We start from the raw sequence: 13,433 nt of genomic DNA, 5'->3' as shown, positions 1-13,433 counted from the left end.
TCGCCGGGGAACCGAGAAGAAACCAACGCCGCGGTTGCCCCTCCCGCAAGAGGGAGGCGGATTTAGAAAGCCGCCGCCAGCCGGTTCATCATGCTGCGCGCCGGGCTCTCGATCACGACATTCTCGTCGAGCGTCTCGTCGAGCCGGGCGACGCGGCGATACAGGTCGATGCTGGTGGTGATGATCCCCACTGCGTTGGGCGGCATCGCGTCGAGCAGCGCCGCCTCGGTCTCCGGCGCATCGCCCAGCCGGCGCGACGGCATCAGCGCGTCCCCGGGCTGGATCTCGCCGGCGTCGACCGCGCGTTGGGTGAGCAGCCAGGCGATGATGTGCATCAGCCGCGTGGTCACCTTGAGCGATTCGCAGGAGAAGGCGACGCGGTTGAGCGCTTCCAGCGACTCGCGCTCGTCCCGGCCCAGCTCATCGAAATAGCCGCGCGCCTCGTCGGCCAGCAGCATCGCCTCGACATAAAGCGAGTCGATCAGCTTTCGGTGGATCTGCGCGGTGCCCTGTTTCCCCATATGGCAACGCTGCCACAGCCTCGATGGTAACGAAATACTTAATTTCGCAGTGATTTCGTCCCGATCCGGATCATGGCCGGATCGGGGCCGAATCAGGCGATGATATCGGGGATAAGCTGGTCCTCGAGCTGCACGATTTCATCGCGCAGCATCAGCTTGCGCTTCTTGAGCCGGGCAACCTGAAGCTGGTCGGACGTGCCGGTGGCGAGCAGTGCATCGATTGCCGCATCCAGATCGCGATGCTCGGTCCGCACCGCTTCGAGCCGCCGCACAATCTCTTTCTCGTCCATCGCGAACGCCCCCGTACTCGGATCTCCCTGCACCACGCCGGAAAGCTCCGCAACGGATCATCGCGCTAATTTTGCATATCGTCGATTAGGCAAGATTCACCCGCGACAAAGCTGTGGAAAAGTGATCTATTCACAGGTTCCGGCCACCGATGAAGGAGACTGCTTCCATGCAGAACGCGCATTTCTCGGCACTCTCGGCCAAGCACTCCGTGCTCGACCAGCGAATCGCCGCCGAATCGCAAAGGCCCCAGCCGGACCATCTGGTCCTGGCATCCCTGAAGAAGCAGAAGCTTCGCATCAAGGAAGAGATGGCGCGCCCCTAGGCTGCGCCGCGCAAACAGGGGTGTGGCCAGGCCGCACCCCGACGGCGCGAAAGTCACCAAACAGCAAGACCAGGGCGGAGGCCCGCGCTTTTCGCGCCTTCCGCTCCTCCGTCATTTACGTCCCCTCTCCCGTCATTCCCGCGAAGGCGGGAATCCAGGGTGGCTTGGGATGTCCGACGCATTGAGCGTCCGGTTCGCCGGATATGCCGAAGCGAGCAGCAAGCGTGTTGCTCGGGACTCTGGACCCGCCTTCGCGGGGATGACGACCTGAATGGGAAATCGCGAACAGCGAACGCCGCGGGCGCGACTCAGCGCCGAGTGAAGATCGGCTTCACAAAGGCCGGCGTATGCGTGCCGCCGCCTACCGGCTTGCGCGCCAGCATCGGGTCGATCGGCGTATCAAAGGCAACGCCCACCCGGCCGTCGGTCGCCCAGGCGATGCGGCCGCTCACCCAGCCAACGCCGCGCACCTCGACTTCGACGGTAGCGCCACGCTCGATCGGAAGGGCGTATTCGGCCATCAGCCCGCCCTGGGAAAGGTTGCGGACCCGCACCTGCTCGACCGGCCGCCCCGCCACGCGGAACTGGGCCGCCAGCATCAGGCTGTCACGCGAGCCGCTGCGCTGGCTGGAGAAATCGTCCGCCGACAGCGCCGTCAGGGGATCAAAGGAAAACTGGTCCATCGTGTCGCTCGAAACGCAAGGGGGTTACGCGCGGAGAATACACCCGCAAACCTTGTCGAAAGCGTAAACAAAAGACGAAAATGTGCCCCCACGGCTGTCCCGCGGAGGCACAAAAAAGGAGGCCATAAGCCCCCTGCTATTCTTCCCGCGATACCTTCTCGTTGCGCTCGTGCCGCTCCTGCGCCTCAAGCGTCATCGTCGCGATCGGCCGGGCTTCAAGGCGACCGAGGCTGATCGGCTCGCCGGTCACCTCGCAATAGCCATATTCGCCGTCCTCGATCCGCCGCAGCGCCGCGTCGATCTTGGAGATCAGCTTGCGCTGGCGATCGCGGGTGCGCAGCTCGATCGACCAGTCGGTCTCGCTCGAAGCGCGATCGGTGAGATCGGCCTCGCGCAGGGAATCCGTCTGGAGCTGATTGAGCGTGCCCGCGGCTTCGCGGAAGATATCGTCCTTCCACGCGTTCAGCTTGTCACGGAAATATTCCAGCTGACGCGGGTTCATGAAGGGTTCGTCGTTGCTCGGCCGATAGCCGTTATCGCCGTCATTTGCGGCGGGAGGAACGCGTTTACCCGGTTCGTCGAAGCGATCCAAAACAGTAGCCATCCCCACTCTCCACTCCGGTCCCATTCGGCCCGAGCCGTACGGAGACCGTTTGCCCTGCGCGGCCCTATACTTTCGCGCGAGGACGTTAACAAGCGTGTGGTTGTTTTAATCCACAGGTCTAATACCCCGTAAATGGAAGGAAATTACCGGGGGCTGAACCGGGCGGGAAACGGGCCCGGATTCACCACGAATGTTCACACTTCGCCGCACAGGAAACCTCTCGATCGTACCGAAGTAGAACATTAACCATCACAGAAGAAATCCACCGCCCCAAAATCGACCGCAAATATGGTTAAGCATCACTTACCGCGTTGCACTTAACAGTTTGTTTTGCACTTTTCCGGCATTGAGAGGCGTGAAGCTGCTGACGATCCTGTGGGGAGCGGCACGCCAGCAACAGGAAGAGTGGGGACAATGTCGGTTCGCATGGCCTTGGCTAAACTGTGCGCCTGCACTTGCGGGGGCGCGGTGATTGGCGGCGGTGGCGTCTATGTCACCGAACGCATCCACCAGCCGCGTGTCGTCAAGCAGGTCACCGTCGCGAAGAAGCGAGTCGTCAAGCGCACGGTGGCACGCCCCGTGAAGCGAGTCGTCAAGCGCACGGTCACCACCACCACCCAGGGCCAGCCCCAGGTCGTCGTCGTCACGGCACAGGGCGCTCCGATCCCGACGCCCCCGCCCTATTTCGGCGGCGAGATGCCGGTCGTGTCGTCGAGCAGCAGCGGTTCGTCCTCCGGCGCCGTGATCGGCGGTTCGGGCGGCGGCGGCTTCATGGGCGGCTTCTTCGCCGGTGGATTCTTCGGCGGTTCTTCCTCGTCGGGCAGCTCCGGCGGCTCGAGCGGCATCAATATCGAGATCTCGTCGTCCAACTCGTCCTCGTCGGGCGGCTCGACTTCCACCTCCACCGGTGGCTCGTCGACCTCGACGGGCGGTTCCTCGACCTCGACTTCGACCGGTGGCTCCTCAACCTCCACGTCGAGCGGCCAGGTGAGCTCCACCTCGTCCTCCGGCGAGATCAGCTCGACTTCGTCCAGCTCGACCTCGAGCGGCCAGGTCAGCTCGACTTCCTCGTCGAGCGGCGACGTGTCTTCGTCGACCTCGTCGTCGTCCAGCGGCGACGTCTCGTCCTCGACCAGCTCGTCCACCAGCTCTTCGTCGAGCGGTGACGTATCGAGCTCGTCGTCCAATTCCTCGTCGACCAGCTCGTCCAACTCGTCGTCGACTTCGTCCTCGTCGAACGGTTCCAGCAGCCACTGGAGCAATTCGAGCGGCTGGGGCTCGAGCGGCCATCACGGCTCGAGCAGCTGGGGCGGCAGCAGCAGCTGCGGTCGCGGCTGCGGCGGCAGCAGCTCGGGCGGCCCGGCCCCTGTGCCGGCACCGCCGATGATCCTGCTGTTCGGCGGCGCCGCCGCGGCGCTGGTCGCCCGCAAGCGCTTCGCCAAGAAGAAGCCGGACGACTCGACCGACGCCTGACACGAGAAAACCGTCATCCCCTCGAAAGTCGGGATGACGGAACAGGTTATTCCGCCCGGAGCAGCGCCTGCTCGATCTCCGGGATCGGATGATCGGTCAGGTCCTTGGCAAGCTCGCCGGCCAGCCGGTCGCTCACTTCCTTGTGATAGTGTTTGCGCAGCTCGCCTAGCGTCTTGGGCGGCGCGATGATGATCAGCGACTCGAAGTCCTGGCGCAGCGCGCGTTCCTTGAGCAGTGCGGCGGTTTCGGCGGCGAAGCGGTCTTCCTCCAGCTGGTGGAAGTCGACTTCGTCCATGTTGCCGCCGCCCCATTGCGCGCCCGAGGTCCGCGTGCCCATCGCGCCGCCGGCAAGGTCGGTCGCCTGATCGTGATGCGCGGGGTTGTGCTTGTCGACGACCTTCTTCTCGACCTGCAGGTTCGGATATTGCGCGTCGCCCTCGTTCCTCAGGAACAGCATCTTGCGCCCATCCGCCACCACCACGACTGCGTCATGCGGAACCTGCATCTCGATTCTCCTATGGTTTGATATCTCCGTAAACGCCCCCATGCGCGCCAGGGTTGCGCCGCGGCGGGCGCGAAGTCATACGCCCGACATGCACGATATCCGCGCCATCCGAGAGAACCCCGAATCCTTCGACGCCGGCCTCGCCCGCCGCGGGCTGGAACCGCAGTCCGCCGCGCTGCTGGCGCTGGACGAGAAGCGCCGAGCGCTGATCACCGAGGCGCAGGCCGCGCAGACCCGCCGCAACGAGGCATCCAAGGCGATCGGCGCCGCCAAGGCGCGCCGCGACGACCCCACCGACCTGATGGCCGAAGTCGCCGAGCTCAAGGAGCGGATGCCGCAGATCGACGCCGAGGAGAAGGCCGTCGGCGCGGAGCTGACCACCCTGCTCGCTGCGCTCCCCAACCTGCCCTATGCCGATGTGCCCCAGGGCGCCGACGAGGAAGCCAACCAGCTTGTCGCCACCGTCGGCGAACCAACCGCCCTAGCCTTCGAAGCCAAGGAGCATGACGCGTTCGGCCCGGCGCTCGGACTGGACTTCGAGACCGGCGCCAGGCTCTCCGGCACGCGCTTCACCCTGGTCCGTGGTGCGGCCGCCAAGCTTCACCGCGCGCTCGGCCAGTTCATGCTCGATACGCTCGAAGCGCATGGCTATGAGCAGGCGATCCCGCCGCTGCTGGTGCGCGAGGAGACCATGTTCGGTACCGGCCAGCTTCCCAAGTTCGCCGAGGACAGCTTCCAGACCACCGACGGCCGCTGGCTGATCCCCACGGCCGAAGTGAGCCTGACCAACATCGTCCGCGAGCAAATCCTGTCCGAGGAAGAGCTGCCGCTGCGCTTCGCCGCGCTCACCGCCTGCTTCCGCTCGGAAGCCGGCTCGGCGGGCCGCGACACGCGCGGTTTCATCCGCCAGCACCAGTTCGAGAAGTGCGAGATGGTCTCGATCACCACGCCCGAGCAGAGCGAGGCGGAGCATGAGCGCATGACCCAGTGCGCCGAGGGTATCCTCACCGCGCTCGGCCTGCCCTTCCGCCGGATGAAGCTGTGCAGCGGCGACATGGGCTTCACCGCGGCGCGCACCTATGACCTCGAAGTGTGGCTGCCGGGCCAGGCCCGCTACCGCGAGATTTCGTCCTGCTCGACCTGCGGCGATTTCCAGGCGCGCCGGATGAACGCACGCTTCCGTCCGGCCGGCGAGAAGGGCACCCGCTTCGTCCACACGCTCAACGGCTCGGGCCTCGCGGTCGGCCGCACCCTCGTTGCTGTGCTGGAGAACTATCAGCAGGAAGACGGCTCGGTGCGAGTTCCCGACGTGCTCAAGCCCTATCTGGGCGGCCTGGAAGTGCTCGCACCGGCAAACTGAGACACCTCCGCATTCAGACGTACCTGACGCGCGCGGAAATGCGCGCTATGGAGCGTCGGAGTATAGTTAATGCGGGGGTCGTTTCGATGGCGGTAAAGCGGATGGCGCCGGTGGCGCTGCTGTTGCTCGCTGCCTGTATTCCACAGCGCGGCACGGCCTATGAAGAGCCCGGCTACCGCCCCGCCCCGCAGTCGCGCCAGGATCGCTATCCTCAGCCGCAGCAGGAACGGTGGGAGCGTCCCGCGCTCGGCAACGAGCAGGACGTCCGCCGCCTCCCCGCACCGCCGCCCGCCTGGCAGGCGCGCAAGGTCCAGGCGGATTCGCGCGTCATTTCGGGCCGTACCTACACCGTCCAGCCCGGCGACTCGCTCCGCTCGATCTCGGGCAAGACCGGCGCCGGATCGGAAGCGATCGCGCGGGCCAACAACATCCCCTCGCCCTTCGTCATCCGCGTCGGGCAGAAGCTGGTCATCCCGGGCGGCCGCTACCATCTGGTCCGCGACGGCGAGACCGGCATCGCCATTGCAGTGGCGTACGGCGTCGCCTGGTCGCGGATCATCGCGGTCAACGACCTCGAGGAGCCGTACATCCTGCGGACCGGCCAGCGCCTGCTGATCCCGGACGACACGCTGCCGCCGCCGCCCTCGGGCCGCCCCGAGACGATCGAGCAGCGCGCCGCGCGCTTCCACCTCGATCTCGGCGTCGACGACATCGTCACCGGCGGCCAGCCCGCCATCGCCGAGAAGGCCCGCCCCGCCGCGCCGACCGCTTCCTCGGCGCGCGTCCTGTCGCCGACCACCCCGGTCGCCGCCCCGGCGCGCCTCGCCGGCGGCTTCCAATGGCCGCTCCGGGGCAATGTCGTGAAGCGCTTCGGCCCCGGCGCGAGCGGAGAACGCAACGACGGCATCAAGATCGCCACGCCGCTCGACACCCCCGTGCTCGCCTCGGCCGACGGCGTGGTCGCCTATGTCGGCTCGGACATCCCGGCGCTCGGCGGCCTCGTCATCCTGCGCCACGGCGACGGCTGGACGACCGTCTATGGTCATGCCGGCCAGCTGCTCGTCCAGCGCGGGCAGGCGGTGAAGAAGGGCCAGATGATCGCGCTGTCCGGCAATTCGGGCTTCGCCGACCGTCCGGAGCTCCATTTCGAGATCCGCCAGGGCCGCACCCCGGTCGATCCGCTACAGCGCCTCCCGCCCCGCTAAGGTCTCGCCAGCGCTGCGAATCACGCCGGCGGACACCCCGCCCGGCTCCATTCGTCGCGCCCCAGGCCCGAACCAACCGCTCCGGCACGGTGCTTGCGGCATGTGTTCATCTGCGGGACAGCTTCCCCCGAACAGGCATGAGGCAAGCCGGCGGGGGCAGTCAGTTTAGAGGAGGTTGCCTCAATGCGTGTTGTTTCCAAAAAAACCGGGGTTCGCTTCCTGGTCGCCATGCTGGCCATCTCGGCCGCGCCCAGTGCATTCGCGCAGCAGGAACAGAATACCGGCCGTGACGACATCGTCGTCAACGGCGCGGCCCAGGGTCCGATGACCGAGGGTCCCGAGATCAAGGGCGTCATTGCCGCCCGCAGCGGCGATCGCGTCAAGATCGCCACCGCCGATGGCGCCACCACCACCGTCGCGATCACCGAAGCCACCCGGATCAAGACCGGCGGCGGCCTGTTCGGCGGCGGCAACAAGCTCGCGGCCAACCAGCTGCTCAACGGTCTGCCGATCACGGTCAAGACGATGCAGTCGCCCGAGGGCGGCGATCTCGTCGCCAGCCAGATCAGCCTCAAGAAGAACGACCTGCGCACCGCCACGATGATCCAGACCGGCACCTCGCAGCGCTTCGACGAGCAGGCCGCGGCGACCGAGGCCCTGCGCGGCCGCATGGGCGATATCGACAAGTACAACATCAAGAGCACCACCAACGTGCACTTCGATGTGGGCCGTGCCGACATCTCGCCGCAGGACAAGGCGCAGCTCTGCAGCACCGCCAACCAGGCCAACCAGACCGAGAACGCGCTGATGCTGGTGGTCGGCTATACCGACTCGACCGGCGGCGAGGACCTCAACCAGACGCTCAGCGAAAAGCGGGCGGCCAAGGTCATCAACTATCTGCAGCAGGCCTGCGGCTGGAAGCCGTACCGCATGCTGACGCCGACCGGCATGGCCACGGCCGATCCGCTGGCCAGCAACGACACGCCGGAGGGCAAGGCCCAGAACCGTCGCGTCGCGGTGAACATCCTGGTCAGCAAGAGCGTCGACGGCCTCTGAGCCACATTTCGGGGGCGGGCCCGGCTCGCCCCCCATTGGGCCCGGGAGTGGCACGCCATTCCCGGCCATATTGGCCATGGCCACGGTCCGATGACCGTGTATGGTCCCGCTGACGGGCCGCTCCCGGCCAGCCAGTGAGAAGGGCCGGATGATCGCGCTTTACGGCACTGCCGCCGATCCGCTGCCGGGTCCGTCCGCCCGCTGATGGCGCTCAAGGCCCCCGCCACGCTCAAGCGCAAGTCGAGCATGCCCGTCTGGGCTTCGATCGGCTGGCGCGTGCTCGCCGTGGTCGGGCTGCTCGCGCTTGCCGTTGGCGTCCATTGGATCGAGCGCGACGGGCTCAAGGACACGGCCGACGGCGATGTCAGCTTCCTCGACATCCTCTATTTCACTTCGATCTCGGTGACGACCACCGGCTATGGCGACATCGTGCCGGTCAGCAATTCGGCGCGGATGTTCGATGCGTTCGTCGTAACCCCGATTCGCGTCTTCGTGGTGCTGCTCTTCCTCGGCACCGCCTATAATTTCGTGCTCAAGCGCACCTGGGACAAATGGCATATGGCAGTGATCCAGCGGAACCTTGCGCGCCACATCATCGTGGCCGGCTATGGCACCACCGGCTCGGAGACGGTCGACGAGCTGATCGCCCGCGGCCGCGATCCCGGCAGCATCGTCGTGATCGACCAGAATGAGGGCAATATCGCCCGCGCGAAGGAATGTGGCTGCATCGTCCTCCAGGCCGACGCCACCCGCGACCAGGTGCTGAACGACGTCCGCATCGCCACTGCCGAGTCGATGATCGTCTGCGCCGGACGCGACGACACCTCGATCCTGATCACCCTGACCGCCCGCCATCTGGCGCCGGCGCTGCCGATCAGCGTGATCGTCCGCAACGAGGACAATGAGCTCCCCGCCCGCGCCGCCGGGGCCACCACCGTGGTCAACCCGGTGAGCTTCGCCGGCCTGTTGCTCGCCAGCTCCTGCCAGGGCCCGCACCTCTCCGACTATCTTATGGATCTCGCCTCGATCCACGGCCAGGTCGAGCTGTCCGAGCGAAAGGTGCGGCCGGAAGAGATCGGCCAGCCGCTCTCTGCGATCGCCACCGGCCTGGGCGTCCAGATCTACCGCGACGGCCTGCCGCACAGCCACAAGGCCGCGGAGGCGCAGGCGCTGCTCGCGGGCGACACGATCCTGGAGATCGTGACGCGGTAGCGTGCGACCCAATATGCGTCCTTCAGTTCCCCGGCGAAGGCCGGGGCCCAGTTTCGGCGAATATGGTGAGGCGCGCGTACCTCTCGAACGACATTGCAACTGGGCCCCGGCCTTCGCCGGGGAACAATTGAAGCAACCAGCCTCAAAGACTCTCCCGAGCCTCGTCGCACTCCTCGCAGGCCTCGTCGGCGCCGTGCAGGAATATCAGCGGATCGGCCCTCACCTTCGCCGCCGCGATCCGTACGAGGTCCTCCGCCTCCATCAGCCGCGCCTCGGCATGCCCTACCCGCCCGGCGCGCAACGCCCCCTCCGCGCGCAGCCAGCCGTCCGCCAGCTCGAACTTCTCGCAGCAGCTGTCATTCTCGCCATAATGGACCTCGCGGCCCGCATCATCGATGTAGTGGAAGTCGCTGCGATAGGGCGCCCCGCCGACCAGCTCCGCCAGATGCAGCATCGTGTTGGCATGATGCCCCACCCCAAGCAGCAGCACCTGCCCGCCCGCCTGCCGGATGCGGTCGATCGCGCTTTCCGGCGCCGCCGGCGGCAGTACGAACGGCCCGCCGGTGATCCATTCCGCCTTGGGCCCGCGCGCGGAGACCGCATCGAAATGCGGGCTGCGCACCACCCCCGGCATCCGCCAGAACAGGTCAGCGACGATCCCCAGATCGTCGCGATTGCCGGTGGTCGCCGGGTCGAAGACGGTTTCGTCGTCGCCTGTCGCCGAAGGCATGGCCAGCGTCCCTTCCGGCCCCAGTGCCTCGCCCAGCGCCGCGATCAGTCCTTCGGGCCCGCCCTCGACCGGCCGGACCTCGCGGAAGCTCATATGGACAAGCAGCACCCCGCCCTCGCGCACGCCGAGGTCCCGCAGCTGGTCGACCAGCGCCTCTTTCGAAATCGTCTCCATCTTGACCTTGATGCCATCCCGGACAAGGTCGCGCCATGTCGGAAATGCTCTTCGCCCGCCTTCTGCCGATCCTGCTGCTGATCGGCTCCAACGTCTTCATGACGATCGCCTGGTACGGGCATCTCAAGTTCAAGAGCGCGCCGCTGCTGCTCGTGATCCTGGCGAGCTGGAGCATCGCGCTGATCGAATATTGCCTGGCGGTGCCGGCCAATCGCTGGGGCAGCGCGGTCTATTCGGCGGCGCAGCTCAAGGCGATGCAGGAAGTCATTACCCTCACCGTATTCGTCGGCTTCTCGATCCTCTATCTCGGCCAGAAGATCACGGTGAACCACCTGATCGGCTTCGCGCTGATCGCGGCCGGCGCCTGGTTCATCTTCAAGGCGCCGGCCTGAATCTTCAGCGCGCCGCGTAGAGCAGCGCGAAGGCGGCGGTTGCCGCCACCGCCAGTATCGTCAGCAGAGCAATCCTGCGATGGCCACCGTACCGTTCCGACACCGGCATGCCGAACAGCGCGCCAATGCCCTCGATGATCGCTCGCATGTAACTCCCCGTTCGTTCCGTGCTCAGGTCAGCAGCCCGAAAATCGCGCCCATTACCAGGTACATCACGATCCAGTAGCCCGCGTCGATAAGGAACAGCGAGCGCGGCAGGCGCGAGAACAGATAGTTCACCCCCACCGAGGTGGCGATGAAGCCCACCCCGATGATCCCGGCGATCACCAGCGAATGGTGCAACCCAACGTGTGTGTCATAGGTGTTGTAGAGGTGATCGAGCGCGAAGGCGGCGATCAGGTTCAGCACGAAGGTCGTGCCGAAGATCTTGCCCATGTTGGCGCCGGACTTGAGCTCCTCTTCGCTCAGCCCGCGCGCCTTCATCCAGGCCTTGCCGAACAGCGGGCCATACCAGAGCCCGCCGACCACAAAGCCCGCCACCGCCGCGGCGAGGATCGCCAGCCAGTGAATCTGCATCTTGCCTCTCCCCTGTTCAGTTGCAGGGGTGTGAAGCTACGCCTTGATGGGCCCGCTGGCTAGAACCGCCGCTCCAGCAGGACGAGGGTGGAATCGCCCTCCACCGGCCGCGCCTCGAAACCCATTTCGCGCTCCAGCGAGATCGCCTGGTGGTTCTCGCGGCTCTCGATCGACATCACCGATTTCACGCCGCGGCGCTCGGCCTCGTCGGTCAGATAGTCGAGCAGCGACCAGCCGATCCCCTGCGCCTTGCGGTCCGATCGGATCGAGATCGCCACTTCGGCGCTGGTCATCGGCTTGTTGCAGGCCAGCACCGCGCTCGCCACCAGCTCGCCATCGGCAAAGGCCAGGAAGCTGTCGGTCTGCCAGTGATCGACCTGGGTCATCGCCGCGATCTGGGCGTTGGAAAGCTGGTCGCAGGCGGTGAGGAAACGGAAGCGGCGATCGTCGCTGGAAACCGTCTCGAACAGGTCGCGCAGCGCGCCTTCATCCGCCGGGGTGGCGGGGCGAACATCGAGCGTCACGCCCGAACGCGTGGTGAGTGTCGTCTCTTCCGCAAGCTCGGCAGCCATGGAAACCTCCTCGCAAATACCGGTGCCGCGGATATGGGATGCGGCACGCGATCTTCCATGCCCGCAAGCGGCCGCGCGCACCTTGTCGGCGGTCAAACTTGCCCCCGGGAAAGCCCCGGCCTAGCTTTTTCGCCGAAAAAGCCTATGTCGCCCGCCAATCATGGCAACTAAACTTCCCGAGGCGCCCCGCGTGGGCATGGTGTCGCTCGGCTGTCCCAAGAACCTGGTCGACAGCGAACGGATCCTCACCAAGCTGCGCAGCGACGGTTATGCGATGTCCCCCGACTATGCCGGGGCCGACGTCGTGCTGGTCAACACCTGCGGCTTTCTCGACTCGGCGAAGGAAGAATCGCTCGAGGCGATCGGCGAGGCGATCGCGGAGAATGGCCGCGTCATCGTCACCGGCTGCATGGGCAAGGAAGCGGAGGTCATCCGCGCCCGCTTCCCGAACGTGCTGGCCGTCACCGGCGCGCATCAATATGAGGAAGTCGTCGGCGCGGTGCACGACGCGGCGCCGATGCCGCCCTCGCCCTTCGTCAACCTGGTGCCGGATGCGGGGCTGAAGCTCACGCCGCGCCACTACAGCTATCTGAAGATCTCGGAGGGCTGCAACCACCGCTGCTCCTTCTGCATAATCCCGGCGCTGCGCGGCGACCTGGTCAGCCGCCGTCCCGACGCGATCCTGCGCGAGGCGGAGAAGCTGGTCGAGGCGGGGACTAGGGAACTGCTGGTCATCAGCCAGGACACCTCGGCCTATGGTGTCGACATCCGCAAGGAGCCGCGCGCCTGGAAGGGCGGCGAGGTCGTGCCGCACATGACCGATCTGGCGCGCGAGCTCGGCAAGATCGCGCCTTGGGTGAGGCTCCACTATGTCTATCCCTATCCGCATGTCGATCAGGTCATCCCGCTGATGGCCGAGGGGCTGGTGCTCCCCTATCTCGACATCCCGTTCCAGCATGCCTCGCCTTCGGTGCTGCGCGCGATGAAGCGCCCGGCCAACGAAGCCAAGGTGCTCGAGCGGCTGCGCAAGTGGCGCGAGATTGCCCCCGATCTGACCATCCGATCGACCTTCGTGGTCGGTTTTCCCGGCGAGACCGAGGCGGACTTCCAGTATCTGCTGGATTGGCTCGACGAAGCCCAGCTCGATCGTGTCGGCGCATTCCGCTTCGAGCCGGTGGAAGGTGCAGCCGCCAATGATCTGCCCGGCGCGGTGCAGGAAGAGGTCAAGGAAGAGCGCTATGCCCGGATCATGGAGAAGACCGCGGCGATCAGCGCGGCCAAGCTCCAGGCCAAGATCGGCCGCACGCTCGAAGTGATCATCGACGAAGTCGGCGAGGAAGGCGGCGCGACGGGCCGCAGCCAGGCCGACGCGCCGGAGATCGACGGCGAGGTGTTCCTGCGCGACGCCGGCCATCTCAGCCAGGGCGACATCGTCATGGTCGAGATCGAGGATGCCGACGAGCACGATCTCTACGGGGTGCCGCTGGCCTGATCAGCGTCGGGTCGCCCCGCGGGCGGCCCGGCTTCCAACATCGCAGACCAACCGACCCGCGAAAGTACACAAAGTACAGGCCAAGAGCGGTTTTGCCGTGCCCGTTTTCCCGAAAATGCGATGCATCTCGCAAGATTCTTGCCTCCGCGTGATCCTATTTCTCCAACAGCATCAAAGAGCGGCCGGTTTGGACGCCGGCTGCGCAAGCCGAACAGACGAAATCCTACATTGCAAGCAGGGCATGGCGCATGCGCCAAAGCGAAAC

At 66.0% G+C, this 13,433-nt stretch carries 17 protein-coding genes; 8 read left to right on the top strand and 9 right to left on the bottom strand.

Annotated features, from left to right (window positions below):
• Positions 1-62: 62 nt before the first annotated feature.
• Positions 63-521 (bottom strand): DUF1465 family protein, encoded by a 459-nt coding sequence (locus tag AAHM44_RS11570; protein ID WP_269575014.1) that lies wholly within the window; start codon positions 519-521, stop codon positions 63-65.
• Between the two features lie 92 nt (positions 522-613).
• Positions 614-811, bottom strand: coding sequence for a YdcH family protein (locus tag AAHM44_RS11565; RefSeq protein WP_184167058.1), 198 nt, complete (start codon positions 809-811; stop codon positions 614-616).
• 167 nt (positions 812-978) lie between these two features.
• On the opposite strand from AAHM44_RS11565, the gene AAHM44_RS11560 reads away from it, so the two are divergent.
• Positions 979-1,134 (top strand): YdcH family protein, encoded by a 156-nt coding sequence (locus AAHM44_RS11560; protein WP_269575013.1) that lies wholly within the window; start codon positions 979-981, stop codon positions 1,132-1,134.
• 308 nt (positions 1,135-1,442) lie between these two features.
• Here AAHM44_RS11560 and AAHM44_RS11555 read toward each other — a convergent pair whose 3' ends face one another.
• Both AAHM44_RS11555 and dksA read right to left on the bottom strand, forming a co-directional pair.
• Positions 1,443-1,817, bottom strand: coding sequence for a PilZ domain-containing protein (locus tag AAHM44_RS11555; RefSeq protein ID WP_184167064.1), 375 nt, complete (start codon positions 1,815-1,817; stop codon positions 1,443-1,445).
• Positions 1,818-1,953: 136 nt separating this feature from the next.
• Positions 1,954-2,421 carry an RNA polymerase-binding protein DksA gene (gene dksA, locus AAHM44_RS11550; protein ID WP_184167067.1) on the bottom strand — a complete coding sequence of 156 codons (468 nt, stop codon included), beginning with the start codon at positions 2,419-2,421 and terminating at the stop codon, positions 1,954-1,956.
• Positions 2,422-2,889: 468 nt separating this feature from the next.
• Here dksA and AAHM44_RS11545 point away from each other — a divergent pair, with 468 nt between their 5' ends.
• A complete protein-coding gene (locus AAHM44_RS11545) occupies positions 2,890-3,894 on the top strand; it encodes a PEP-CTERM sorting domain-containing protein (protein ID WP_342250072.1) in 1,005 nt (334 codons plus the stop codon).
• A gap of 46 nt (positions 3,895-3,940) precedes the next feature.
• On the opposite strand, the gene AAHM44_RS11540 is transcribed toward AAHM44_RS11545, so the two are convergent.
• Entirely contained in the window at positions 3,941-4,399 is a 459-nt protein-coding gene (locus AAHM44_RS11540; protein ID WP_342250071.1) for a host attachment family protein, read from the bottom strand.
• 88 nt (positions 4,400-4,487) lie between these two features.
• Here AAHM44_RS11540 and serS point away from each other — a divergent pair, with 88 nt between their 5' ends.
• From serS to AAHM44_RS11520, 4 genes are all read left to right on the top strand, one after another.
• Positions 4,488-5,759 carry a serine--tRNA ligase gene (gene serS / locus AAHM44_RS11535; RefSeq protein ID WP_342250070.1) on the top strand — a complete coding sequence of 424 codons (1,272 nt, stop codon included), beginning with the start codon at positions 4,488-4,490 and terminating at the stop codon, positions 5,757-5,759.
• Positions 5,760-5,845: 86 nt separating this feature from the next.
• Positions 5,846-6,964, top strand: a complete 1,119-nt coding sequence (locus tag AAHM44_RS11530; RefSeq protein WP_342250069.1) for a M23 family metallopeptidase — start codon at positions 5,846-5,848, stop codon at positions 6,962-6,964.
• Positions 6,965-7,147: 183 nt separating this feature from the next.
• Complete coding sequence (locus tag AAHM44_RS11525) at positions 7,148-8,020, top strand: OmpA family protein (protein WP_269575008.1); 873 nt, start codon at positions 7,148-7,150, stop codon at positions 8,018-8,020.
• Between the two features lie 204 nt (positions 8,021-8,224).
• On the top strand, positions 8,225-9,232 hold the full coding sequence (locus tag AAHM44_RS11520; RefSeq protein WP_342250068.1) for a potassium channel family protein: 1,008 nt from the start codon (positions 8,225-8,227) through the stop codon (positions 9,230-9,232).
• 142 nt (positions 9,233-9,374) lie between these two features.
• Here AAHM44_RS11520 and AAHM44_RS11515 read toward each other — a convergent pair whose 3' ends face one another.
• Positions 9,375-10,136 (bottom strand): AAC(3) family N-acetyltransferase, encoded by a 762-nt coding sequence (locus AAHM44_RS11515; protein WP_342250067.1) that lies wholly within the window; start codon positions 10,134-10,136, stop codon positions 9,375-9,377.
• A 44-nt stretch (positions 10,137-10,180) separates the two neighbouring features.
• Here AAHM44_RS11515 and AAHM44_RS11510 point away from each other — a divergent pair, with 44 nt between their 5' ends.
• Positions 10,181-10,528 (top strand): DMT family protein, encoded by a 348-nt coding sequence (locus tag AAHM44_RS11510; protein ID WP_342250075.1) that lies wholly within the window; start codon positions 10,181-10,183, stop codon positions 10,526-10,528.
• Between the two features lie 4 nt (positions 10,529-10,532).
• Here AAHM44_RS11510 and AAHM44_RS11505 read toward each other — a convergent pair whose 3' ends face one another.
• From AAHM44_RS11505 to AAHM44_RS11495, 3 genes are read right to left on the bottom strand one after another with little or no spacing between them, the layout of a single operon-like run.
• Complete coding sequence (locus tag AAHM44_RS11505; RefSeq protein ID WP_342250066.1) at positions 10,533-10,676, bottom strand: hypothetical protein; 144 nt, start codon at positions 10,674-10,676, stop codon at positions 10,533-10,535.
• A 23-nt stretch (positions 10,677-10,699) separates the two neighbouring features.
• Complete coding sequence (locus tag AAHM44_RS11500) at positions 10,700-11,104, bottom strand: DUF1761 domain-containing protein (RefSeq protein ID WP_269575004.1); 405 nt, start codon at positions 11,102-11,104, stop codon at positions 10,700-10,702.
• A gap of 59 nt (positions 11,105-11,163) precedes the next feature.
• Complete coding sequence (locus AAHM44_RS11495) at positions 11,164-11,676, bottom strand: GNAT family N-acetyltransferase (RefSeq protein WP_269575003.1); 513 nt, start codon at positions 11,674-11,676, stop codon at positions 11,164-11,166.
• Positions 11,677-11,836: 160 nt separating this feature from the next.
• On the opposite strand from AAHM44_RS11495, the gene rimO reads away from it, so the two are divergent.
• On the top strand, positions 11,837-13,168 hold the full coding sequence (gene rimO, locus AAHM44_RS11490; protein WP_342250065.1) for a 30S ribosomal protein S12 methylthiotransferase RimO: 1,332 nt from the start codon (positions 11,837-11,839) through the stop codon (positions 13,166-13,168).
• The last annotated feature ends 265 nt before the right edge of the window (positions 13,169-13,433 follow it).

Origin of the sequence: Sphingomonas sp. OTU376 (assembly GCF_038440415.1) — a bacterium.
GTDB classification, from domain to species: domain Bacteria; phylum Pseudomonadota; class Alphaproteobacteria; order Sphingomonadales; family Sphingomonadaceae; genus Sphingomonas; species Sphingomonas kyeonggiensis_A.
This window is presented reverse-complemented; position numbering and strand designations above follow the sequence as displayed.

Excerpts from the sequence above, each read along its gene's own strand:
- AAHM44_RS11530 (WP_342250069.1), top strand. The coding sequence starts at position 5,846 with ATGGCGGTAAAGCGGATGGCGCCGGTGGCGCTGCTGTTGCTCGCTGCC.
- serS (WP_342250070.1), top strand. The coding sequence starts at position 4,488 with ATGCACGATATCCGCGCCATCCGAGAGAACCCCGAATCCTTCGACGCC.
- AAHM44_RS11565 (WP_184167058.1), bottom strand. The coding sequence starts at position 811 with ATGGACGAGAAAGAGATTGTGCGGCGGCTCGAAGCGGTGCGGACCGAG.
- rimO (WP_342250065.1), top strand. The coding sequence starts at position 11,837 with ATGGCAACTAAACTTCCCGAGGCGCCCCGCGTGGGCATGGTGTCGCTC.
- AAHM44_RS11520 (WP_342250068.1), top strand. The coding sequence starts at position 8,225 with ATGGCGCTCAAGGCCCCCGCCACGCTCAAGCGCAAGTCGAGCATGCCC.
- AAHM44_RS11495 (WP_269575003.1), bottom strand. The coding sequence starts at position 11,676 with ATGGCTGCCGAGCTTGCGGAAGAGACGACACTCACCACGCGTTCGGGC.
- dksA (WP_184167067.1), bottom strand. The coding sequence starts at position 2,421 with ATGGCTACTGTTTTGGATCGCTTCGACGAACCGGGTAAACGCGTTCCT.
- AAHM44_RS11505 (WP_342250066.1), bottom strand. The coding sequence starts at position 10,676 with ATGCGAGCGATCATCGAGGGCATTGGCGCGCTGTTCGGCATGCCGGTG.
- AAHM44_RS11540 (WP_342250071.1), bottom strand. The coding sequence starts at position 4,399 with ATGCAGGTTCCGCATGACGCAGTCGTGGTGGTGGCGGATGGGCGCAAG.
- AAHM44_RS11500 (WP_269575004.1), bottom strand. The coding sequence starts at position 11,104 with ATGCAGATTCACTGGCTGGCGATCCTCGCCGCGGCGGTGGCGGGCTTT.
- AAHM44_RS11570 (WP_269575014.1), bottom strand. The coding sequence starts at position 521 with ATGGGGAAACAGGGCACCGCGCAGATCCACCGAAAGCTGATCGACTCG.
- AAHM44_RS11555 (WP_184167064.1), bottom strand. The coding sequence starts at position 1,817 with ATGGACCAGTTTTCCTTTGATCCCCTGACGGCGCTGTCGGCGGACGAT.
- AAHM44_RS11515 (WP_342250067.1), bottom strand. The coding sequence starts at position 10,136 with ATGGAGACGATTTCGAAAGAGGCGCTGGTCGACCAGCTGCGGGACCTC.
- AAHM44_RS11525 (WP_269575008.1), top strand. The coding sequence starts at position 7,148 with ATGCGTGTTGTTTCCAAAAAAACCGGGGTTCGCTTCCTGGTCGCCATG.
- AAHM44_RS11510 (WP_342250075.1), top strand. The coding sequence starts at position 10,181 with ATGCTCTTCGCCCGCCTTCTGCCGATCCTGCTGCTGATCGGCTCCAAC.
- AAHM44_RS11560 (WP_269575013.1), top strand. The coding sequence starts at position 979 with ATGCAGAACGCGCATTTCTCGGCACTCTCGGCCAAGCACTCCGTGCTC.